This window comes from Methylobacterium sp. Leaf456 (assembly GCF_001425465.1).
In the GTDB taxonomy this organism is placed as follows: Bacteria; Pseudomonadota; Alphaproteobacteria; order Rhizobiales; family Beijerinckiaceae; genus Methylobacterium.
In genome coordinates this window covers 36,134-57,566 of the sequence record NZ_LMQV01000042.1, presented here as the reverse complement: position 1 = coordinate 57,566, position 21,433 = coordinate 36,134, and the positions used below count along the sequence as shown (strand labels likewise).

At 69.1% G+C, this 21,433-nt stretch carries 18 protein-coding genes; 2 read left to right on the top strand and 16 right to left on the bottom strand.

Features of this window, described 5'->3' with window-relative positions; genetic code table 11:
• Positions 1 to 36: 36 nt before the first annotated feature.
• The 12 genes from bamA to ASG52_RS20265 form a co-directional block, all read right to left on the bottom strand.
• On the bottom strand, positions 37 to 2,628 hold the full coding sequence (gene bamA / locus ASG52_RS20320) for an outer membrane protein assembly factor BamA (RefSeq protein ID WP_056247174.1): 2,592 nt from the start codon (positions 2,626 to 2,628) through the stop codon (positions 37 to 39).
• A 374-nt stretch (positions 2,629 to 3,002) separates the two neighbouring features.
• Positions 3,003 to 4,160 carry an RIP metalloprotease RseP gene (gene rseP / locus ASG52_RS20315; protein WP_056247172.1) on the bottom strand — a complete coding sequence of 386 codons (1,158 nt, stop codon included), beginning with the start codon at positions 4,158 to 4,160 and terminating at the stop codon, positions 3,003 to 3,005.
• A 162-nt stretch (positions 4,161 to 4,322) separates the two neighbouring features.
• A complete protein-coding gene (gene dxr, locus ASG52_RS20310) occupies positions 4,323 to 5,501 on the bottom strand; it encodes a 1-deoxy-D-xylulose-5-phosphate reductoisomerase (RefSeq protein ID WP_056247170.1) in 1,179 nt (392 codons plus the stop codon).
• Between the two features lie 29 nt (positions 5,502 to 5,530).
• The gene (locus tag ASG52_RS20305; RefSeq protein ID WP_056247168.1) at positions 5,531 to 6,385 is read right to left on the bottom strand and encodes a phosphatidate cytidylyltransferase; all 855 of its coding nucleotides are present in this window, start codon (positions 6,383 to 6,385) and stop codon (positions 5,531 to 5,533) included.
• A complete protein-coding gene (locus ASG52_RS20300; RefSeq protein WP_056247167.1) occupies positions 6,385 to 7,164 on the bottom strand; it encodes an isoprenyl transferase in 780 nt (259 codons plus the stop codon). Before ASG52_RS20300 ends, ASG52_RS20305 begins: the two co-directional genes overlap by 1 nt.
• Before the next feature lie 167 nt (positions 7,165 to 7,331).
• Positions 7,332 to 7,895: a ribosome recycling factor gene (gene frr, locus ASG52_RS20295; protein ID WP_056247165.1), complete on the bottom strand. Its 564-nt coding sequence runs from the start codon at positions 7,893 to 7,895 to the stop codon at positions 7,332 to 7,334.
• 122 nt (positions 7,896 to 8,017) lie between these two features.
• Positions 8,018 to 8,740 carry a UMP kinase gene (gene pyrH / locus ASG52_RS20290; RefSeq protein ID WP_056247163.1) on the bottom strand — a complete coding sequence of 241 codons (723 nt, stop codon included), beginning with the start codon at positions 8,738 to 8,740 and terminating at the stop codon, positions 8,018 to 8,020.
• 141 nt (positions 8,741 to 8,881) lie between these two features.
• A complete protein-coding gene (tsf, locus tag ASG52_RS20285) occupies positions 8,882 to 9,802 on the bottom strand; it encodes a translation elongation factor Ts (RefSeq protein ID WP_056247161.1) in 921 nt (306 codons plus the stop codon).
• Positions 9,803 to 9,919: 117 nt separating this feature from the next.
• A complete protein-coding gene (locus ASG52_RS20280; RefSeq protein WP_056247160.1) occupies positions 9,920 to 10,987 on the bottom strand; it encodes a 30S ribosomal protein S2 in 1,068 nt (355 codons plus the stop codon).
• 279 nt (positions 10,988 to 11,266) lie between these two features.
• Positions 11,267 to 12,937 (bottom strand): methyl-accepting chemotaxis protein, encoded by a 1,671-nt coding sequence (locus tag ASG52_RS20275; protein WP_082552673.1) that lies wholly within the window; start codon positions 12,935 to 12,937, stop codon positions 11,267 to 11,269.
• 254 nt (positions 12,938 to 13,191) lie between these two features.
• Entirely contained in the window at positions 13,192 to 14,175 is a 984-nt protein-coding gene (locus ASG52_RS20270; protein ID WP_156384056.1) for a phytanoyl-CoA dioxygenase family protein, read from the bottom strand.
• 14 nt (positions 14,176 to 14,189) lie between these two features.
• Positions 14,190 to 16,172 (bottom strand): acyl CoA:acetate/3-ketoacid CoA transferase, encoded by a 1,983-nt coding sequence (locus tag ASG52_RS20265; RefSeq protein WP_056247156.1) that lies wholly within the window; start codon positions 16,170 to 16,172, stop codon positions 14,190 to 14,192.
• Positions 16,173 to 16,646: 474 nt separating this feature from the next.
• Here ASG52_RS20265 and ASG52_RS20260 point away from each other — a divergent pair, with 474 nt between their 5' ends.
• Both ASG52_RS20260 and ASG52_RS20255 read left to right on the top strand, forming a co-directional pair.
• Positions 16,647 to 17,849: a pyridoxal phosphate-dependent aminotransferase gene (locus ASG52_RS20260; protein ID WP_056247155.1), complete on the top strand. Its 1,203-nt coding sequence runs from the start codon at positions 16,647 to 16,649 to the stop codon at positions 17,847 to 17,849.
• A 559-nt stretch (positions 17,850 to 18,408) separates the two neighbouring features.
• The gene (locus ASG52_RS20255) at positions 18,409 to 18,717 is read left to right on the top strand and encodes a hypothetical protein (protein ID WP_056247153.1); all 309 of its coding nucleotides are present in this window, start codon (positions 18,409 to 18,411) and stop codon (positions 18,715 to 18,717) included.
• Between the two features lie 14 nt (positions 18,718 to 18,731).
• On the opposite strand, the gene ASG52_RS20250 is transcribed toward ASG52_RS20255, so the two are convergent.
• Genes ASG52_RS20250 through ASG52_RS20235 form a run of 4 tightly spaced genes read right to left on the bottom strand, consistent with a single transcriptional unit; the run spans position 18,732 to position 21,428 of the window.
• Positions 18,732 to 19,166: a prepilin-type N-terminal cleavage/methylation domain-containing protein gene (locus tag ASG52_RS20250; protein WP_056247151.1), complete on the bottom strand. Its 435-nt coding sequence runs from the start codon at positions 19,164 to 19,166 to the stop codon at positions 18,732 to 18,734.
• A gap of 8 nt (positions 19,167 to 19,174) precedes the next feature.
• Positions 19,175 to 19,615: a type II secretion system major pseudopilin GspG gene (gene gspG, locus ASG52_RS20245; protein WP_056247615.1), complete on the bottom strand. Its 441-nt coding sequence runs from the start codon at positions 19,613 to 19,615 to the stop codon at positions 19,175 to 19,177.
• Positions 19,616 to 19,632: 17 nt separating this feature from the next.
• Positions 19,633 to 20,844, bottom strand: a complete 1,212-nt coding sequence (locus tag ASG52_RS20240; RefSeq protein ID WP_056247146.1) for a type II secretion system F family protein — start codon at positions 20,842 to 20,844, stop codon at positions 19,633 to 19,635.
• Positions 20,844 to 21,428 (bottom strand): prepilin peptidase, encoded by a 585-nt coding sequence (locus ASG52_RS20235; protein ID WP_056247144.1) that lies wholly within the window; start codon positions 21,426 to 21,428, stop codon positions 20,844 to 20,846. The genes ASG52_RS20240 and ASG52_RS20235 overlap by 1 nt, the downstream gene beginning before the upstream one ends.
• Positions 21,429 to 21,433 lie beyond the last annotated feature (5 nt).

Here is a 21,433-nt window from a genome sequence, read left to right as displayed (position 1 = left end):
ACGCGCCGACCCGCGAAGGGTCGACGCGTCATGGGATCAGAAGCGCGAGCCGCCGGAGAACCGGAACGCCTGGAGCTGGTCCTTGCCGACCCGGCCAAAGCCGTTGTTGATGCCCTCGTCCTTCGAGAGCGCGTAGGCGTAGTCGAAGCGGATCGGGCCCAGCGGCGAGTTCCACAGGATCGAGGCACCGACCGAGGAGCGGATCTTGGCGCTGTCGCGGACGTTCACGCACTCGGGCTCGACGGTGATCGCACCGGCACCGAAGCTGTTGTAGTTGCAGGTTCCGCCGCGCTGATCGGCCGTGCCGTTGATGAAGCCATCGCCGTTCACGTCGAAGTTGCGGCGACCCGAGTAACCGAACAGCGTACCGGCGTCGGCGAACACGGCGCCCTTGATGCCGAGATCCTTCGGGACGCCGGGGATCGGGAACTGAACTTCGAGCGTAGCGCCGACATAAGTCGTACCGCCGATGGCGTTGGAGCGGGCGTCGGCGCTGCCGACGTCGCGCGGACCGAGGCCGTTCGGAGCGAAGCCGCGGACCAGCGATGGGCCGAGGAAGAACTGGTCGGTGATCCGCAGCGGGTTGCCGTCGAGCGCCGAGATGTGACCGCCCTGGAGGCGGACGAAGCCGATCACGTCCTCGAAGAACAGCTCCTTGTAGTAGCGGGCGTCGCCCGTCACGCGGAAGAACTTCGAGTCGCCGCCGATGCCGGCGACGTCGGGCTTCAGCTCGCCGTAGAAGCCGTTGGTCGGTCGCTGCAGGTTGTCGAGCGTCGAGTAGGCCAGCGTCACGCCCGCGAGCGAGGTCAGGGTCTGGCCACGCGAGCCCTTGAGGGCGATCGACGCCTCGCCGTTATAGGCGCAATCCGGATAGACCGGCAGTCCCGTGCCCGCATAGGGGTTGGGTATCTGGTTGCCGTTCGGGCCGAGGATCGTCGCCGGCTGCGTCGTGTTGGTGACCCCGGGGATCGCATTCGAGCAGTCGTTGTAGGGCCGCTTGGCCGTGTTCGGGATCGTCAGCTCGGTGTTGTAGAGCGAGTAGCGGAAGGTGACGCCGAAATCCTCGGTGATCGGCAGGCCGACGCGGAGCTGGCCGCCGTAGACGGTCGTCTCGTAGCGCGAGTAGCGGGTCAGGTCCGAGTACTTGTAGAAGGCGTCGAAGCCGGCCGCCATGCGGTAGCCGAGGAAGTACGGCTCGGTGAACGAGAAGTCGAAGCCCTTTGCGTACTGGCCGCCCTGGGCGGCGACGCGGACGTACTGGCCGCGGCCGAGGAAGTTCGACTCGGAGACCGAGACTTCGCCGATGATGCCGTCCTGAGTGGAGTAGCCGCCCGCCACCGAGAACGAGCCCGTGGGCTGATCCTCGACATCGATGTTCACGACCACGCGGTCGGGCGAGGAGCCTGGCTCGTTGGAGAAGCGGACCTTCTTGAAGAAGCCCAGACCGTTGAGGCGGCGCTCGGCGCGATCGACCAGCACGCGGTTGTAGGCGTCGCCCTCGGTGAGGTCGAGTTCGCGGCGGATGACGTAGTCGCGGGTGCGGGTGTTGCCGCGGATGTTGATGCGCTCGACGTAGACGCGCGGGCCGTCCTCGACCACGAAGCCGAGGGAGACCTGGCGGGTGGCGGGGTCGCGCTGACCGGTCGGGCGGACCTGGGCGAAGGGATGGCCCTGGCGGTTGACCTCGTTGGTCACGCCGACCAGCGACTTCTCCACGTCCTCGGCGTTGTAGACGTCGCCGACCTGGGCGCGGATCTGGCCGTCGAGGGCCTCGCGATCGACGCCGGGGATGCGCGGGTCCACGGCCACGGCGCCGACGGTGTACTGCTCGCCCTCGTCCACCGTGACGGTGACGACCCAGCCGGCATCCTCGGGGGTCTCGACGTAGCGGGCGTCGGCGTTGACGACGCGGAAGTCGGCGTAGCCGTTCTTGAGGTAGTAGCGACGCACCAGCTCCACGTCCGCCGCGATGCGATCCGGATCGTAGACGTCGGAGGTCTTGATGAACGACAGGAAGTTCATCTGCGTGGTGGTCATCAGCCCGCGCAGGGTCGATTCGGAATAGGCTCGGTTGCCGACGAAGTTGATCGAGCGGACGCCGGTCTTGTCGCCCTCGTCGATGGTGAAGACGACGTCGGAGCGGCCGTTCGGGAGGTCGACGAGGCGGTAGCTGACCTTGGCGGTGCCGCGGCCGTAGCGCTTGTACACGTCGCGGATGCGCTCGACGTCGGCCGCGATCACGGCCTGGCTCAGGGCGCCGCGCTCCTTGGACTCGACGATGCCTTCGAGCGTCGCCTTCTCGACCTTCTTGTTGCCCTCGAAGAAGACGCGGCCGACGATGCTGTTCTCGCGCACCCGCACCACGGTGGTGCCGCCGCGGGCCGAGACCTGCACGTCGGAGAAGAGGCCGGTGGAGAGGAGGTTGCGCCGCGCCTCCTCGGGCGAGCCCGAGGCGGTGCCGGTGACGTAGGAGCGGATCGTGCCGGAATCGACCCGCTTGTTGCCTTCAACGAGGATCTGCTGGGCGTGAGCGACCTCACCGCCGAGGATCACACCGGCGGCGGCGGCGACCAGAACGATGGCCTGCTCCGCCGACTTGCGCCGGCGCTTTCCCGTCATCGACATCATGTAATCGCCCGTCTCTTTTTATCTCAGCACGGGTTCGCACCCGCAGGCCGCCGTCCTTTTGAGACAGGCCGCCCTCTGGTCCCAGCCACGCTTGTATCGGGAATCCCCTGCGACGCAACGCGGGGGAGGTCCGCCGTTAAGGGATTTTGGGGGGTCGTGGCCTTCGCGCCACTTAACGCCGCGCCACTTGCCCACAGGATCGCGGATCAGGGTGAATGGGGCGTAAATGCGGCCCCGATCACGGCTTTTCGGAACGGGACCGGACCACGGCAAGGCCTCGTTAACCATGGCTCCGAATCGGAATCATGGCCTTCATTCACGAAAAAGGCCCGGCCAAGGGGCCGGGCCTGACAGGCGCACCGAAGACGGTGGCGCTAGGTTCCGCGGCTGAATGAGGCGCCGAGGTTCAGGATGTCGTTCCAGGCGGCGAACAGCATCAGCATCAGCACGAAGGCCAAGCCGATGCGGAATCCGATCTCCTGAGCGCGCTCGCTCAGCGGCCGGCCGCGCACCACCTCGAAGGCGTAGAATAGGAGGTGGCCGCCATCGAGCAGCGGGATCGGGAACAGGTTGAGCAGCCCGATCGAGACCGAGAGGAGCGCAATCAGCCCGATCAGGCCGCCGACGCCGCCGACGCGGGCGACCTCTCCGGAGACACGGGCGATGCCGATCGGCCCGGAGAGCTGGTCGGCAGATTCGCGGCCGGTCACCAGCTTGCCGATGTAGTCGAAGGTGCGCTCAACCACGAAGTAGGTCTCGGCGACGCCGAGCTTGAGCGACTCGTAGGGGCCGTAATGCACGAGCTTGGCCGCGTCGCCCCGCGGTCCGTTGATGCCGAGCCGGCCGAAGCGGTGGCGGCCGAACGGGGTGCGGTCCTCGATCTTTTCGGGCACCGCGGTTAGCGTCGTCTCCTGCCCGCCGCGATCGACCGTGACCGAGAGCGAGGAGCCGGCCGCGCCGGAGACGACGCGCTGCATCTCGCCGAAGGTCGCGATGGACTGGCCGTCGATGGAGCGGATCACGTCGCCGGGCTGGAAGCCGGCGCGCTCGGCGGCGCTGCCCGCCTGCACCGCCTCGACGCGGGCCGGCGTCTCGTAGCGGCCGTTGAGGTAGATCGCGCCCGCGAACACCGCGATCGCCAGGATGAAGTTGGCGATGGGGCCCGCAGCCACGATCGCGGCGCGCTTGGCCACCGGCTGGGTCGGGAAGCTGACCGCGCGCTCGCGTGGGCTCATCCGGGCAACGGCCTCGGGATCGGGCACGCTGGCGCCGTTGGCGTCGCCGACGAACTTGACGTAGCCGCCGAGCGGGATGGCGCAGAGCTTCCAGCGGGTGCCGCGCCGGTCGTTGAAGCCGACGAGTTCCGGCCCGAAGCCGATCGAGAAGGCGTTGACGCCGACGCCGCACCAGCGGCCGACGAGGAAGTGCCCCATCTCGTGGACGAAGACCACGATGGTCAGCACGAACAGGAACGGGATCACCGCGCCGAAGAAACCGGCCGCGTTGCCGCCCATGCTGCTGAGGAAATCCATTCCGGCACCCTTTTGGCCGCGATCGTCTCGTCTCCGCCCTGACAGGGCGGCCCCCCGAGCCGCAAGTCGCGGATCGTCGCACGCCGCGCGGCCCGGCGCGAGACCTTTCGGCTATTTCGATTCGCGCCCGCCTGCCCGGTCCCCGTCAAGCCTGCGCCAGGGTTAACCGGCGGCGCGCGCCTGCGGCACGGCTTCCAGGCTCCAGGCCCGCACCTCGGCGTCGATGGCGAGCGCCTCCTCCACGTCCCCGGGGGCGCGGGTGTAGACCGGCGCGAAGCGCTCGCAGGCCCGCTCGACCAGCTCGGCGATGCCGTAGAAGGGGATCGCGCCGCGAATGAAGGCGGCGACCGCGATCTCGTTGGCGGCGTTCATCACGGTGGGCGCCGCGCCACCCTCCCGCAGCGCCGCGCGGGCGACGCGCAGGCAGGGGAAGCGCGCCTCGTCGGCGGGCTCGAAGGTGAGGCTGCCGGTAGCGGCGAGATCGAGGGTGCGCCCGCGGGCGATCTCCAGCCGGTCGCCGAGGCCGAGGCAATGGGCGATCGGCACGCGCATGTCCGGCATGGCGAGCCCGGCCGTGACCGCGCCGTCGCGCCACGCGATCAGCCCATGCACGATCGATTGCGGATGGACGATCACGTCGAGCCGGGCCGCCTCGATGGCGAAGAGGTGGTGGGCCTCGATCAGTTCCAGCCCCTTGTTCATCAGCGAGGCGGAATCGATGTTGATCTTCATGCCCATCGACCACGTCGGATGGGCGGCGGCCTCCGTCGGGCTCGCGGCGGCGATGCGCTCGCGCGCCCAGGTGCGGAACGGGCCGCCCGACGCCGTCAGCGTCATCTTGGCGATGTCGGACACGCGCCCGTCGCCCATCGCCTGGGCCAGCGCGTTGTGCTCGGAATCGACCGGCAGGATCCTGGCGCCGTAGCGGGCGGCGTCGCGCATGAAGGCGTCGCCGGCGCAGACGAGGCTCTCCTTGTTGGCGAGCGCGATGGTGCGCCCGAGCCGGAGCGCCGCGTGGGTGGGCTTGAGGCCCGCCGCCCCGCTCACCGCGGCGACGACGATGTCGGCCTCGCGGGCGACCGCCTCCAGCACCGCGCCCTCGCCCGCCCCGTTCGGGATGCCGGAGCCCGACAGCGCCTCGGCGAGCGCCGGGCCGGCGCTCTCGTCGGCAAGCGCGGCGAAGTCCGGCCGCATCTCCAGGGCGAGTTTCGCCAAAGCCGCCGCATCCTTGCCGCCGACCAGCGCGCCGACGCGGAAGCGGCCGGCATGCTGGGCGAGCAGATCGGTGGTCGAGCGGCCGATCGATCCGGTGGCGCCGAGGACGGTGACGGTGAGGCTCACAGCGAAAATTCCTTAGAGGCGGCCGGCGATCAGGCGGTGAGCCGCAGCACGGCGAGGCAGAGGCCGGCGAGCAACGCCACGGCGAAGAAGCCGTCGAGCCGGTCCATGACGCCGCCATGGCCGGGGATCGAGCGGCCGGAATCCTTCACGCCGTAGCGCCGCTTGAGCGAGGATTCGACGAGGTCGCCGCCTTGGCTGAGCACCGAGGCGATCCCGCTGAAGAGGGCGACCACGGGCAGCGAGACGGCGGGCAGCGCGTCCCAGCCGTGGTTTCGGGCGATGGAAGCCGTCACGGTGCCGGCGACGATGCCCGCGGTCAGCCCGCCGAGCGCCCCGGACCACGTCTTGTTGGGGCTCACCCGCGGCATCAGCTTCGGCCCGCCGACGAGGCGGCCGGTGACGTAGGCCAGGATGTCGGTGGACCAGACCACGGCGAACATCCAGGCCGGGCCGACGAGGCCGATGGCGGGATCGATCCGCAGCAGCGTCGGCACCAGGGCGACGACCGCGCCGCCGAGCAGGCCGCACACCGCCTTGCGCCGGGTGATGCCGCGCCCGAGCACGACGAGGCCGACGCAGCCGGCGATGAGAACGAGGAGGAAGATCAGGCCCGGCGCGCCGAGGAGCGCGGCGGCGGCGAGGCCCGCGAGCGTCGCCCCGGTGACGCCGAGCAGCGGCAGCAGCGGCTCCGAGCGGGTCATGGCCAGCCACTCGGCGGCGCCGACGGTGCCGGCGATGAGCCAGACCAGGGCAAACGCCCAACCGCCGATGAAAAGCGTGCCGATCACCGCGGTGCCGAGCACGAGGGCCGAGATCGTGCGCAGCCGGAACTCGCGGGTGGCGAAGGGCGAGCGCGCCGCCCGCACGGGGGGGGATTCCGCCATCAGCGGGCCGCGGTCCCGAGGCCGCCGAAGCGGCGGTCGCGGCGATGGTACTCGGCGAGCGCCGCGACGAAGGCGGCGTGGTCGAAGTCGGGCCAGAAGCCCGGCTCGATCACGTACTCGGCATAGGCCGTCTGCCACGTCAGGAAGTTCGACAGGCGCTGCTCGCCGGAGGTGCGGATCACGAGGTCGGGATCGGGGATGCCGGCGGTGTCGAGGGCGCCCGCGATCGTCGGTAGGTCGATCTCCTCCGGCCGCAGCCGACCCTCGGCGACCGAGACGGCGATCCGCCGGACCGCGTTCAGGATCTCCTGGCGACCGCCGTAATTGAAGGCGACGACCAGCGTCAGGCCGGTGTTGTCGCGGGTGCGCGCCTCGGCCTCGTCGAGGAGCGCGGCGATGTCGGCGGAAAGGCTCTGGCGCTCGCCGATCACCCGGACGCGCACGTTGTTGGCGTGGAGGTCGGCCAGATCGCCGCGCACGAACAGGCGCAGCAGGCCCATCAACTCCATGACCTCGGTCGGCGGGCGGCGCCAGTTCTCGGAAGAGAAGCTGTAGACGGTGAGGTAGGCCACGCCGAGTTCGATCGCCGAGCGCACCGCGCGGCGCACCGCCTCGACGCCGCGGCGATGGCCCTCGAACCGGGGCAGCCCTTTGCGGGCGGCCCAGCGCCCGTTGCCGTCCATGATGATGGCGACGTGGCGGGGAGCCGGACGCGCCGTCCCGTCGGGGGCGGCGTCTGCGGCCTCCCCGATCTGCCGCGCGCCTTCCGAGCGAACCACTCTCGCCTCTCCCCGTCAGGCCGAACAATCATGGTTTCGAAAGGACAAGTCCTTTCGCGGGTCCAGGGCGGAGCCCTGGTCGGCGAAGCCATCCTCAGGGCTCCGCCCCGAGACCCCGCCAAAGGGCTTGCCCTTTGGGAACCCCTTACAATCGATCAGACAGGCTCTTAGACCTGCATGATCTCTTTTTCCTTCGAGGCCAGCACCTGATCGACCTCACTGATCGCGTCGTCGGTGGCCTTCTGCACGTCGCCGGCCTGACGCTTCTCGTCGTCCTGGCTGATGGCGCCGTCCTTCTCCAGCTTCTTGAGGATGTCGAGCCCGTCGCGGCGCACGTGGCGCACGGCGACGCGGGCCTCCTCGGCATATTTGTGGGCGACCTTGACCATCTCCTTGCGGCGCTGCTCGTTCATCTCGGGGATGCGCAGACGGATGGTCTGGCCCTCCGTCATCGGGTTGAGGCCGAGATCGGATTCGCGGATCGCCTTCTCGACGGCGGTGACCATCGAGCGGTCCCACACCGAGATCGAGAGCAGGCGCGGCTCGGGCACGCTGACGGTGGCGACGCCGGCCATCGGCATCATCGATCCGTAGGCCTCGACGTTGATCGGCTCGACCAGGCTCGGCGTCGCCCGCCCGGTGCGCAGCGAGCCGAGATCCTTGCTGAGCGAGGCGATGGCGCCCTGCATGCGGCGCTTGATGTCGCCGAGATCGAAATCCAGTGTGGCCATGGTTTTGAAAATCCCGACGCGTTCGGGTGGCAGATCGGCGCGAAGGCGCGAAGCCTCCGTCGCGGTGGCGCTACATGAACGAAAAACCGTGGAGCCGCAAATAGCGTGGCGCGGCGTTTCGCCTACGGCACCACGCGGGTCGAGACCGATTGGCCGGTCAGAATCGCGGTGACCGAACTCGGCGCGTGGACCGAGCCGACCACGATGGTCAGCCGACTCTCGCGGGCGAGCGCGAAGGCCGCGGTGTCCATCACCTTGAGGTCGCGGGCGATGGCCTCGTCGTGGGTGATCGTGTCGTAGCGGATCGCCTCCGGATCGCGCTTCGGGTCCGCCGAGTAGACGCCGTCCACCTGCGTGGCTTTCAGCACCGCGTCGCAGCGCAGTTCCGCCGCGCGCAGGACGGCGGCCGTATCGGTGGTGAAGTATGGGTTGCCGGTGCCGCCCGCGAGCACCACGACCTGCCCCTTGTCGAGATGGTGCAGCGCCGGCTGGCGCGCATAGGTCTCGCAGATCGTCGGCATCGACACCGCCGACATCGTGCGCGCCTGAACGCCGGCGGCGTTGAGCGCGGTCTCGATGGCGAGCGAGTTCATCACGGTCGCCATCATGCCGAGCGAATCGCCGGTCGCCCGGTCGATCCAGCCGGCCTGGGAGATGCGCGCCCCGCGGATGAGGTTGCCGCCGCCGACCACGATGGCGATCTCGATGCCCTGGGCGACCGTGGCGGCGATGTCCTCGGCCAGGGACGCCAGCATCGGCGGATGGAGCCAGAACCCGTCGGGGGCGGCGAGCGCCTCGCCCGAGAGTTTGACCAGGACACGGCGGTAGGGCGTCGTCTCCGGCATCGGATCCTCGTCGGCTTGGCTGCTGGCGCCGGCTTCTAGCAAGACGGGGACCTAAACGTCGAGGGGCGGCGGCATCGCTGCCGCCGCCCCTGGCATGACTTGACCTCCAACCGACCGGCCTGCCGGTCGCGCGGTTGAAAATTACCGCGACATGCTCGCGACTTCGGCCGCGAAGTCCGGGGCCTCTTCCTTCTCGATGCCCTCGCCGAGCGCGTAGCGCACGAAGCCTGTGAGCTTGACCTCGCCGCCGGCCTTGCCCGCGGCTTCCTTGAGCACCTGCGAGATGGTCTTGGAGCCGTCGTGGACGAAGGGCTGCTCCAGGAGGGTGACCTCCTTGTAGTAGCTCTTCAGGCCGCTCTCGACGATCTTGGCCATCACGTGGTCCGGCTTGCCGGCGTTCTTCTCGCGCAGGATGTTCGACTCGCGCTCGACCACGGCCGGATCGATACCCGAGGCGTCGAGCGCGACCGGGTTGGTCGCTGCGATGTGCATGGCGATCTGGCGGCCGAGGGTGGAGAGGACCTCGACGTCGCCCTCGGACTCGAGCGCGACGAGCACGCCGATCTTGCCGAGGCCTTCGCTGATCTGGCCGTGGACGTAGGAGGCGATCACGCCCTGGGCGACTTCCAGCTTGGCGACGCGGCGCAGCGTCATGTTCTCGCCGATGGTGGCGATCAGGTTCGAGAGCTTCTCCTGAACCGTCTCGGACGAGCCGGGGAAGGTCGCGGCCTGGAGGCCTTCGAGCGTGCCGTCGGTGTTCAGCGCGAGCTTGGCGGCCTCGCGGGCGAAGGACTGGAAGGCGTCGTTGCGGGCGACGAAGTCGGTCTCGGAGTTCACCTCGACGATCGCGGCATGGCGGCCGGCGGACTCGACGGCGACGAGGCCCTCGGCGGCGACGCGGCCGGCCTTCTTGGCGGCCTTGGCCAGACCCTTCTTACGCAGCCAATCGACGGCGGCCTCGAGGTCGCCGTTCGTCTCGTTGAGCGCGCCCTTGCAATCCATCATGCCGGCGCCGGTCTTTTCGCGAAGCTCCTTCACGAGTGCGGCGGTGATGTTGGCCATGGCGATCCTCTTGAGGTCTGGAAGTGAGTGAGCCCGGCGCTCTTTGAAAGCACCGGGCTTTGCAGGGGTATGACGGTGCCGCCGCCGGAACGCCCCGGCGGCGAAAATACGGTCGACTTAGGCCGCAGCGGCCTCGACGAAGCCGCGGGACTGGGCGATCCAGCCGTCGCGCTCGATGCGGCCGTTGAGCTTCAGGTCGGCGTCGAGCTTGGCCACGTCCTCGGGCTGCATGGCGGCGATCTGCCAGTAGTGCCATACACCGGCGTCGTTGAGCTTCTGCACGAGCTGCGGGCCGACGCCGTTGAGCTTGGTCAGGTCGTCGGGCGCGCCGCGGGGGGCTGCGAGCTGCTCGAAATGCTCGGTCGACTCGGCGAGCGCGGCGACATCGGCCGGGGCGATCGCGTCGGAAGCGACGGAGGCCGCGACATCGTCGTTGGCCGGGGGCAGCTCCTCGGCGGTCGGCTCCTCGGAGGCGCCGACATCGATGCCGAGCGCACCCTGGCCGCGGCCGATGCCCTCGATCGCCGCGCGGGCGATCAGGTCGCAGTAGAGCGCGATGGCGCGGCCGGCGTCGTCGTTGGCCGGGACGATGTAGGAGATGCCGTCCGGGTTGCAGTTCGTGTCGACGATGGCGGCGACCGGGATGCCGAGGCGCTGGGCCTCCTTGATCGCGAGCTGCTCCTTGTTCGTGTCGATCACGAACAGCAGGTCGGGCACGCCGCCCATGTCCTTGATGCCGCCGAGCGCCTTCTCGAGCTTGTCCTTCTCACGCGTCAGCATGAGGCGCTCCTTCTTGGTGAGGCCGACGGCCCCGCCCTCGAGCGTCTCGTCGACCTTGCGCAGGCGGGCGATCGAGCCGGAGATGGTCTTCCAGTTGGTCAGCATGCCGCCGAGCCAGCGGGAGTTGACGTAGTACTGGGCCGAACGCTTGGCGGCTTCCGCGATCGAATCGGCCGCCTGGCGCTTGGTGCCGACGAACAGCACGCGACCGCCGCGGGCGACGGTGTCGCTCACCGCCTGCAGCGCGGCGTGGAGCGCCGGCACGGTCTGGGCGAGGTCGATGATGTGGATGTTGTTGCGGGTGCCGAAGATGTAGGGCTGCATCTTCGGGTTCCAGCGGTGCGACTGGTGCCCGAAATGGGCGCCGGCCTCGAGGAGCTGGCGCATAGAGAAATCGACGGCCATGATCTTTGTACTCTCCGGTTATACCGCCGCGGAGGGTGCAGCCGGCTGAGTGCCGGCCACCGGAAACGCCTCATTCAGGCATGAGGCCACTCCGCGTGTGGAATGGGCCGGGGCGTTAGCAGAGGCGGGCGGGAATGGCAAGGCGAAGCCGGGATGCGGGTCGATCCGCATCCCGGCTTCGCCTTGCCATTCCCGCCCGACATCGATTGGATCACGCCTGTCTATGCCGACGGCGTCCGACCGTCGGCACCGGGTCAGTCTCCGCGTCTTCGCGCGGCTCTACGCGGCCCGCACCGTGGCGAGGAAGCGGGACATCTCCGTGCTCAGGCTGTCGGCCTGCTGCGCCAGCTCGGAGGCCGCCCCCAGGACCTGGGAGGCCGCCGCCCCCGTCTCCTCCGCCGCCTGAGCGACGCCCGCGACGTTGCCGGTCACCTCGGACGTGCCGGCGGAGGCCTGCGCCACGTTGCGCACGATCTCTTGCGTCGCCGCGCCCTGCTCCTCCACCGCCGCCGCGATGCCGGTGGCGACGCCGCTGATCTCGCGGATGCGGCCCGCGATCCCGTCGATCGCCGTGACCGCCCCGCCGGTCGCCGCCTGGATCCGGGCGATCTGCGCCGAGATCTCGTCGGTGGCCCGCGCCGTCTGGTTGGCGAGTTCCTTCACTTCCGCCGCCACGACCGCGAAGCCGCGGCCCGCCTCGCCGGCTCGCGCCGCCTCGATGGTGGCGTTCAGCGCGAGGAGGTTGGTCTGGCCGGCGATGGTCGAGATCAGCGCCACCACGTCGCCGATGCGCGAGGCCGCCTCGGAGAGGTCGCGCACCAGGGAGACGGTCTGCCCCGCCTCGCCGGCGGCGATTCCGGCGAGTTCGGCCGAGCCCGCGACCTGCCGGCCGATCTCGCTCACCGAGGAACCGAGTTCCTCGCTGGCGGCGGCGACCATGCCGACATTGCCGGCCGCCTGTTCGGCCGCCGCCGCGACCGCGGTGGAGCGACCGGCCGTTTCCGAGGCGATGGCCGTCATGCTCTGCGCCGTCGTCTGAAGCTCGGTCGCGGCGGCGGTGACGGTGGCGAGGATGCCGCCCACGGCGTGCTCGAAGCCGTCGGCCATCTGGCGCATCCCGGCCTTGCGCTGCTCTTCCGCCGAGGCGCGGGCGAGCGCGGTCTCCTCTTCCAGCTGACGGGTGCGGATCAGGTTGTCCTTGAACACCTGCACCGCCCCGGCCATCGCGCCGATCTCGTCGCGGCGCCGGGCGAAGGGAATCGGCGCTTCGGCGTCGCCGCCGGCGAGGCGCCGCATCGCGTCCGTCATCCGCTCGATCGGGCGCGAGACGCCGAGGAAGGAGAAGATCATTGCGCCGATCGCGGTCAGGGTCGTGACGCAGAGTGCGATCAGCGTGACCTGAACGGCCGTGCTCTGCTCGGCCCGGAGGGCGGCGTCGATCGTCTTGCTCGCGGCCAGGTTGACACCGACGAGCGCCTGCGCCGCGTCGGAGACAGCGAAGTAATGCGTGGCCATTTGACCGCGGAAAAAGGTGAGCACCTCGTCCTGGCGTTCCGGCGGAATGGAGCGGAGCCTTTCCCAGGTAGGCTTGAGCAGTTCCAGATTGGCCCGCAGATTGTCGTAGATCCGACGCTCCTCCGGCGAGGATACGAGCGCGCGGTACTCTTCGATCTTGGCGTTGCGCGCGCGTGCGAAGCTCTCGACCTTCTCGATGCTTTCCGTGCGTGCGGCCGCATTCTCGGCCGCCACGTAGCGGAACTGCCAGAGCCGTGTCCGGATCACCAGGGCGTTGATGGCGTGAGCCTCGTTGATCGACGGGATGGTGTTGTCGAGCAGGCTCGCCGTCCGCGTGCCGATCGCGTCGAGCTTCATTAGGGCGAGCGTGCCCTGCCCCGCGGCCAGGAGCAGCATGAGCGTGAACAGGCCGAGGAGAGTCCGTTTGAGCGTCATCGTCATGGGATGAATCCGTCTTCAATCCACTGACGAATCGACGCCCAGCCTTAACAAACTGCAAAGCCAGAGGGGTAGATCCGAGAACTTTCGTGAAAGACTCAATGCACCGTCACAGCAGGGAACTATATTTACAGCACCCGACAAGCAGAACCGGATTTCGGCGGCAGAGCGTGCACCTTGCGGTGTCGTGGGCATTCCATCCGAAACGACGAGGCTGGCCCTGAAGGCAGCCCCTCCCACAAGAGAGGACTTTAGAGCCAGACGCGTTGCTCGATCTCGTCCGGTCTGTAGCGATTCACGTACTGGACCATGCGCGGGCGGTCCGCGGTGTTGGGGCTCGCCCCGTGCGGCAGTTCGTGGCGCCAGATCACGAGGTCGCCGGCACGGGCCGGAATCGGCACCGCCTCGGCGCTGAGGTCGATCCTCCGCGGGTCGGCGTCGCCGATCTCGGCGAGCCAGCCGTCGAGCCGGTGGTGGAAGCCCGGCACCACCTGCAGCGCGCCCTGGTTCGCGTCGGTGTCGGTGAGATACAGGATGCCGCCGGTCGAGAGCGGGCGCGGGGAGGCGAGGCTCATGTCCCAATGCAGGTGCGGGCCGGGGAAGCGGTAGCCCTCGTGCTCGGGCGGGTTGAAGCCCATGCGGTCGGTCGAGGACCACAGGTCGCTGGTGCCGTAGAGCTGGGCGAAGGCCTTGTGGATGCGGGGCGAGCGCCGCGCCACCTCCAGAGCCGGGTCCTGGAAGTGCTGGATCATGATGCCGTTGGTGCGCGGGCCGTACCAACCGGACGGATCGTCGGCGCGCGCGTCGAGCAGGCGCCACAGCAGCGCCTCGGCCGCGGCGGCCTCGTCCGGCTCGATCGCCCGGCGCAGCACCACGTAGCCGAGCCGCTCCCACTGCGCGAGGTCGTCGGCCTCAAGGACCGGCACCATCGCGTCGATCGCGGCCAGCGCCCGCGCGGTGGCTTCCGGCACCGGATCACCGGCGACCCACGCGTTGTAGCGCGCGATCTTTTCGGAGTTGGGCGGACCGGCGGTGGCCACCACCCAATCCGCGAAGGCATCGAAATCGGGCCGCGTCTGCCCGAGATGCCGGTACGCCTGCTCGATGCCGAGCCCGAGCAGGTCGAGCAGGATGCGGTCGGCCATTTGGCTCGGCGCGGGCTTTTGGGAGCGCATCGTCTTGCGCTCCCAGTAATCTTCGATCCCGGCGATGCCATGCAACATATTGGTGGCCATCGCGAGAACCGCGGTCAGGCCGCCGAGGCGACCGCGGGCGAGATCTTCTTGCGGGCGCGCTTGTCCTCGGTCGTGCCGACGAAGGCCTGGGCCTCCTCCTTGCGCTCGAACACGTGGGGAGCGACGCCGCGCTTGGTCAGGGCCTCCTCCATCTTCAGGCGCAGGAAGGCGCTGGTCGCGTAGCGGGTCGTCGTCGCGTAGTAGTTCGCCTGGAGGTATTGGATCATCCCGGCGTAGTCGTCGTAGAGGTTCTCGTTGAGGCGGAAGCCGTCGTGGTTGATCACCGCGTTGACGCGCTGGCCGGCCTTGCGGCACGCCTCGACGATGGTCATGCGAAGCTCGTCCATGTCGCTCTTCACCCGGCAGTACCAGCCCTCCAGGTTGATGAAGAGGATGTTGCGCTCGGCGTCCAGGCTGACGCGCGACTTCAGATCGAGGTTGAGCAGGTCCGAGAGCAGCTCCATCGGATCTTCGCGGAAGATGCGCGCGTCCATCGGTACGGGGTTCCGCACGATCGGGGCGAAATCCATGTGGGCGAGGATGTCGCGCTCGACGTCGATGCCGGGCGCCACCTCGATCAGTTCCAACCCCTCCCGGGTGAGCTGGAACACGCAGCGCTCGGTCACGTAGATTACCGGCTGCGAGCGCTCGACCGCGTAGGGGCCTGAGAAGGTGTTCTGCTGGACCGCGGTGACGAACTTGCGGGCCTTGCCCTCCTTGACGATCTTCACGACGCCGTCCTGCACGGCGATCTCCAGGCCGCCCGCGGTGAAGGTGCCGGCGAAGACGACCGAGCGGGCGTTCTGCGAGATGTTGATGAAGCCGCCGCAGCCGTTGAGCTTGCCGCCGAACTTCGAGGTGTTGACGTTGCCGGCCTCGTCGCACTCGGCCATGCCGAGGCAGGTCATGTCGAGGCCGCCGCCGTCGTAGAAGTCGAACATCTGGTTCTGGTCGATGATGCAGTCGGCATTCGTCGCCGCGCCGAAGCTCGACCCCGAGGCCAGCACGCCGCCGACCGCGCCGGCCTCCGTCGTCAGCGTGATGTAGGGGGTGATCTTCTCCTCGTTCGCCACCGACGAGATGCCCTCCGGCGCGCCGACGCCGAGGTTGACCACGCCGTTCGGCGGCAGCTCGAAGGCGGCACGCCGGGCGATGATCTTGCGCTCGTTGAGCGGCATCCGCTTGATGCCGGTGACGGGGACGCGGATCTCGCCCGCGAGCGCGGCGTCGTACATCACGCCGTAGTTCATGCGGTGCATCTCGGGCTCGGCCAGCACCACGCAATCGACGAGGATGCCGGGCACCCGCACGTCCTTGGGCAGCAGGTAGCCGTCATCGACGATGCGCTCGACCTGGGCGATGACGATGCCACCGTTGTTGCGCGCCGCCATCGCCTGGGCGAGGCAGTCGAGCGTCAGCGCCTCCTTCTCGAACGAGAGGTTGCCCGACGGATCGGACGAGGTGGCGCGGATGAAGGCCACGTCGATCTTAGTGGCGGTGTAGAACAGCCACTCCTCGCCATCGACCTCGACGAGCTTGACGATGTCCTCCGTCGTCAGCTCGTTGACCTTGGCGCCGCCGTGGCGCGGATCGACGTAGGTCTTGAGGCCGACCTTCGAGAAGAGCCCGGGCTGGCCCGCGGCGCAGGCGCGGTAGAGCTGCGAGATCACGCCCTGGGGCAGGTTGTAGCCGCGGATCAGGTTGTTTTGCGCCGCCTGCGCGACCTTGGGCATGCGCCCGAAATTGGCGGCGATGACCCGCGACAGCAGGCCGTCATGCCCCAGGCGCCCGGTGCCGAGCCCCTTCGAGTCGCCCGCGCCCGCGGTCATGATCAGGGTGAGGCCCCGCGGCGAACCCGTCTCGACGAAGCGCTTCTCCAGCGCGGCGTGCAGGGCCTCCGGGATGCAGCTTTGGACGAAGCCCGTGGTGGTCACGACGTCGTTCTCGCGGATCAGCGCGATCGCCTCTTCCGCCGTGATGACCTTGTTCTTCTTCATGAAAACCGCATTCCTCCGCGTCTTCCGGCCCGGCGGCGCGGTTGAGCCCGCCCCTCGCCGTTCCACCCGAAACGATGCAGGCCGACCCCGCGATCCGGAAGCGTCCGGCCCGCGTGATCGGCTGGATTTTGAATGCATTCGTTATTGCAGTGCATCGAACAACTTCGGCACCGCAAGAAAATGCATCGCTTGAACCTGACAATACCGCAAAAGCCTGCCCGCGCACGCCTGAAAAACTCTTCTGTCACCGCTCAGAAAAATTGCGCGAAGCTGCGGACGACATTGGGCGCCGGGAAACCGGACCACGGCGCCGTGCGGGATTGCGGCCAGGGCGTGGTGTAGAAAATGCCAGCAACGGGCGGCGGGTATCGGCTCCCCGGCCTTGTCGCTCCGGCACGGCGGGACTACGAGGGCGCGCGGGTCCCAAATCGACATCCGGCCCGGACGCAAACGCAGAATTTTCGGAGTTCTCCCATGGGCTTTCTCGCCGACGCCCTCTCGCGCGTCAAACCCTCCGCGACCATCGCGATGACGCAGAAGGCCCGGGAGCTGAAAGCCAAAGGCGTCGACGTGATCAGCCTCTCGGTCGGCGAGCCGGACTTCGATACGCCCGACCACATCAAGGAGGCGGCGATCGATGCGATCCGCTGCGGCGAGACCAAGTACCCGCCCGTCTCCGGCATCGTGCCGCTGCGCGAGGCCATCGTGAAGAAGTTCAAGCGCGAGAACGGCCTCGACTACAAGGCCTCGCAGACCATCGTGGGCACCGGCGGCAAGCACGTCATCTACAACGCGCTGCTCGCCACCCTGAACCCCGGCGACGAGGTGGTGATCCCGCGCCCCTACTGGGTGTCCTATCCGGAGATGGTGGTGCTGTGCGGCGGCACGCCGGTCTTCGTCGAGACCGACATGGCGCACGACTTCAAGCTCCAGGCGGAGGATCTGGAGCGGGCGATCACCCCGAAGACCAAGTGGATCATCCTCAACTCGCCCTCGAACCCGTCCGGCGCCGCCTACAGCCGCGACGAGCTCAAGACGGTGACCGACGTGCTGATGCGCCATCCCCACGTCTGGGTGCTGACCGACGACATGTACGAGCACCTGACCTACGGCGCCTTCGAGTTCGTCACCCCGGCTCAGGTCGAGCCCGGCCTCTACGAGCGCACGCTCACCATGAACGGCGTCTCGAAGGCCTACGCCATGACCGGCTGGCGCATCGGCTACGCCGCCGGTCCGGAGCCGCTCATTAAGGCGATGGACTTCGTCCAGGGCCAGCAGACCTCGGGCGCCTCCTCGATCTCGCAATGGGCGGCGGTGGCCGCGCTCGACGGCACGCAGAAGCACCTCGCCCGCTTCAAGGAGGCGTTCCAGGAGCGGCGCGACCTCGTGGTCTCGATGCTGAACCAGACGAGCGGCCTCAAGTGCCCGACGCCGGAGGGCGCCTTCTACGTCTACCCGTCCTGTGCCGAGCTGATCGGCCGCAAGACCGAGACCGGCAAGACGCTCGAGACCGACGAGGACTTCGTCACCGAACTCCTCCAGGCGGAAGGGGTCGCGGCGGTCCACGGCTCAGCCTTCGGGCTGGGCCCGAACCTGCGCATCTCCTACGCCACCTCGAACATGGCGCTGGAAGAAGCCTGCCGCCGCATCCAACGCTTCTGCGGCTCGCTGCGGTAGTTTTTGGGGTTTTGCCGCGGGCGTGGTGACGCCCGCGGCGCAGTCGATCGAGGCCGTTCGACCGGTTTCCCCGTCCATCCGCCTCATCCTGAGGTGCGGAGCAGCGGAGCCTCAGGATGAGGGGATGGACGGGAGGAAGCGGCCGGGCACGCCGTGTTCCCTGCGGGACGAAGGGCGAATGGTCGCCGGGCCGATGGTTGCTCCCGCGCCCGCGGACCTCTACATCGGCCCTCCCCGCGGCCGATGCGCCCGATGGTTTCGCGAGCCCTCTCGGGCCGGCGTGGCAGCGGGGCCGGCAGTGACGGGACGGTGCGGACCAGTTCTCTGCATCGCACCTGTGAGGCTTAGTGGGCCGAGCGGCTGCAGGCGTGTCGGGGGCGCGGGGAACAGGAACCGCGATTCCGGCGCATGGCCCACCTGAAATCCCGCCGGCGGACACAGAGCCGTGGGCGGCGGCCGCAGCCTTGTGGATGCGGCACATTCGGATGAATCCGGAAACGAAACGCTGACGGATGTGGACTTAAGCCTGCGGTTCGAGAACCCAGGAAACCGGCTGTTAATGCCCCGTCCCACGCACCGCACGGCAGCCCGCAACTACCTGCCGGAATCGCGGCTCGAAGACCTCGCCTTGCGCCTGCGCCGGCTCGCCAACCACCGCGGCTTCGTGCGCGAGGAGATCACCAGCCCGCTGCTGCTGCGCTTCCTGCCCACCCCCTCGTCCCCGCCCTTGCGCGGCGCGGCCGAGACCTACGCGAGCGAATTGCGCCACAAGCTCAAGGAGGCCGACCTCGACGAGGATCAGGTCGCCTACCTGATCCTCCATGCCGAGCAGGAGATGGACGTGGCCCATGCGCGGCTGACGGGTTAGGGCGACTTGTCGGGTTAAGGCGAGTTGGCCGGGAAGGGCGCGAGCCGCACCGTCTCGACCTCGACCGGGCGGCCCCGCGCGGTCGCCACCTCGATCCGCACCCGCAACGGCATCCAGCGCGGCCCCTCCTGGGCGGGCGGCGATGGGGCCGCACCGGCCTCCGGCTCCGGCGGGTTCGGCAGCGGCAGGTCGAGGGTCTGGAGGCCGACGCGCCAGCGGCGCCCGTCGGTGACGCCCTCGCGGCCCCCGGCGGCGACGGCGGCGGGCGTCAGCGGCTCTTCCAGCAGGGAGCGGGCGAGCCGCTCGGCGCCGGTGCGGTCCTCCACCGCCGCCCAGCCGACCCGCGACTGGATCAGCCCGCGCTGCACGACGAGGCTCAGCGCCGCCACGATCGCGAAGGCGACGAGCGCCTCGATCAGGGTGAAGCCGTCGCGGGCGCCGACCCTCACTGAGAAAACTATTCCTTGCCGATCATGCCGGCGCCGCGCTGGCCTTCGGCGCCGAGCGAGACGATGGCGTAGGGGCCGGACTTGCCCGGCGCGCGGTACTCGTAGGCGCGGCCCCAGGGATCGGCGGGCACGTTCGACTGCTTGAGGTAGGGCCCGCTCCAGGCCTCCGCGGCGGGCGGGCGCTTCACCAGCGCGTCCAGGCCCTCGCTGGTGGACGGATAGCGGCCGTTGTCGAGGAAGTAGAGGTCGAGCGCCGAGGAGAACGACTCGATCTGCAGCCGCGCGGTCTTTTCCCGCGAGCTGCCGAGATAGCCGAGCACGCGGGGGCCCGCGAGGCCCATGACGAGGCCGAGGATCACCAGCACGACCAGAAGCTCGACCAGGGTGAAGCCGCCTTGGCGGTCGCGGGTGCGTCGGTCGCGGCGCAGAGCCGTGAGGGAGCGGGACATGGAAACCTCGAGACTCATCACATCAGCATGTCGTTGATGCTCATCAGCGCGGTCATCACCGAGATGATCAGCCACGCGATCAGCACGCTCACCACCACCATCACCGCCGGGCCGACCACCGCGATCACCCGACCGAGCGCGGCATCGAGCTTGGCCTCGTAGAACACCGCCACCCGGCTGGCGCTGTCGGCGAGATCGCCCGCCTCCTCGCCGACGCGCAGCATCTGCACGACATGGCGCGGAAACAGTTTTCCCCGCGTCAGCGCCTCCGAGAGGCGCTTGCCTTGGCGGACATCCGCGGTCACCCGGTCGATCTCGGCCCCGGCGCCCGGCAGGCGCACGACGCCGCGGATCAGGCGCAGCGCCGTCGAGATGTCGACTCCGTTGCGCACCAGGATGGCGAGCGTGCGGCAGAAGGTGACGGTGAGTTCGTGCGCCAGCACGGTCTTCGAGAGCGGCAGCGCCGCGACCAGCCGCAGCCACAGGCCGCGCTCGCGCCCGAGGCGGTTGACCAGCATCGCGCCCCCGAGGATCGCCGCCATGCCGATCACCACGGCGTCGAGGTTGCGGTTGAGGAAGGCCGACATGTTGAACACGACCAGCGCGCTCGGATCGATCCGTTCGCGAAAGCCCTGGAGCGCCACCTCGAATTTCGGGATCAGGTAGATCAGCACGAAGAACAAAACCGCGATCGCCGCACCGACGAGGAAGAGCGGGTAGGAGATCGCCGAGACGAAGCGCTTCTTCAGCCGCTCGCCGCGCTGGCGCTCGGCGGCGAGCCCGGTCAGGGCCTCCTCCAGCCGGCCCGCGGTCTCGGCGACCTCGACCATCTTCACGTAGATCGGCGGGAACAGCCTCGGGTGCTGGCTCAGCGCCTGCGACAGGCTCTTGCCGTGGGAGAGGGCGACGTTGAGTTCGCGCAGCACGGCGGAGAGCCAGCGCTTGCTCTCCATCTGCACGAGGATCGCCAGCGCCTCGTTGAGCGCCACGCCGCCTTTCAGCAGCATGGCGAGGTCGAGGGTCATGGCGGTGATCTCTTCCGGGCGGGGCTCCGGCGTCAGCAGATCGCGCAGGGAGCGCCCGGTGGCGGCGGCCTTGGGCTTGGCCGCGATCGGGGTCCAGCCGCTGCGGTCGAGTTGCGCCATCACCTCGGCGCGCGACTCCGCCTCCATGGTGCCGGAGAGGAGCTTTCCGGCCGCGTCCAGCGCCTGATACTCGAAGGCGGGCATCAGCCGACCGGGACCGCGGCAACGAGCCAACCGAGAGCGAGCGCCGGCGCCAGCACTGCGCCGAAGGCCAGCCGCTCTTCCGGCGTGCCGCCCTGTATCGCCAGCACTCTTCGTCCGACGAGCAGCAAAATTCCAAAAAAACTCGCGCCGAACAGGCACCACGCGAAGCCGCCCGTGCCGACGAGCAGCCCGCCGGCGGCGGCGAGCTTCACGTCGCCCAGCCCGATCCCGTCATGGCCGCGGCGGCGGAAATAGACTTCCCGCAAGGCCCACAGCGCGCCGCCGCAGAGTAGGCAGTCGAGGGCGACCAGGGTGAGTTCGGCACTCACACTCTCACCGGCCTCGACGGTCGCGGCCACGCGCCACGCGATGCCGAGAAGGCCAAGCGCCAGCGTGGCGCTGTCGGGGATGGTGAAGTCGGTCAGGTCTTGCCACGCGATGCGGGCCGCGAGCAGCGCGAGCGCCACCCCGGCCGCGGCGAGCCCGAGCGGGCCGGTGCCGAGGGCGAGGATCGCGAGCGCTCCGGCGCCCGCTACACCGAGGCAGGCGAGGCCGTGATCGTCGGCGCTGACGGGCCGGGCCATGATGG

Bases quoted from the DNA above. Each gene is read 5' to 3' on its own strand.
- bamA (WP_056247174.1), bottom strand. From the start codon at position 2,628: ATGATGTCGATGACGGGAAAGCGCCGGCGCAAGTCGGCGGAGCAGGCC.
- rseP (WP_056247172.1), bottom strand. From the start codon at position 4,160: ATGGATTTCCTCAGCAGCATGGGCGGCAACGCGGCCGGTTTCTTCGGC.
- ASG52_RS20305 (WP_056247168.1), bottom strand. From the start codon at position 6,385: ATGGCGGAATCCCCCCCCGTGCGGGCGGCGCGCTCGCCCTTCGCCACC.
- frr (WP_056247165.1), bottom strand. From the start codon at position 7,895: ATGGCCACACTGGATTTCGATCTCGGCGACATCAAGCGCCGCATGCAG.
- pyrH (WP_056247163.1), bottom strand. From the start codon at position 8,740: ATGCCGGAGACGACGCCCTACCGCCGTGTCCTGGTCAAACTCTCGGGC.
- tsf (WP_056247161.1), bottom strand. From the start codon at position 9,802: ATGGCCAACATCACCGCCGCACTCGTGAAGGAGCTTCGCGAAAAGACC.
- ASG52_RS20280 (WP_056247160.1), bottom strand. From the start codon at position 10,987: ATGGCCGTCGATTTCTCTATGCGCCAGCTCCTCGAGGCCGGCGCCCAT.
- ASG52_RS20275 (WP_082552673.1), bottom strand. From the start codon at position 12,937: ATGACGCTCAAACGGACTCTCCTCGGCCTGTTCACGCTCATGCTGCTC.
- ASG52_RS20270 (WP_156384056.1), bottom strand. From the start codon at position 14,175: ATGGCCACCAATATGTTGCATGGCATCGCCGGGATCGAAGATTACTGG.
- ASG52_RS20265 (WP_056247156.1), bottom strand. From the start codon at position 16,172: ATGAAGAAGAACAAGGTCATCACGGCGGAAGAGGCGATCGCGCTGATC.
- ASG52_RS20260 (WP_056247155.1), top strand. From the start codon at position 16,647: ATGGGCTTTCTCGCCGACGCCCTCTCGCGCGTCAAACCCTCCGCGACC.
- ASG52_RS20255 (WP_056247153.1), top strand. From the start codon at position 18,409: ATGCCCCGTCCCACGCACCGCACGGCAGCCCGCAACTACCTGCCGGAA.
- gspG (WP_056247615.1), bottom strand. From the start codon at position 19,615: ATGTCCCGCTCCCTCACGGCTCTGCGCCGCGACCGACGCACCCGCGAC.
- ASG52_RS20240 (WP_056247146.1), bottom strand. From the start codon at position 20,844: ATGCCCGCCTTCGAGTATCAGGCGCTGGACGCGGCCGGAAAGCTCCTC.
- ASG52_RS20235 (WP_056247144.1), bottom strand. From the start codon at position 21,428: ATGGCCCGGCCCGTCAGCGCCGACGATCACGGCCTCGCCTGCCTCGGT.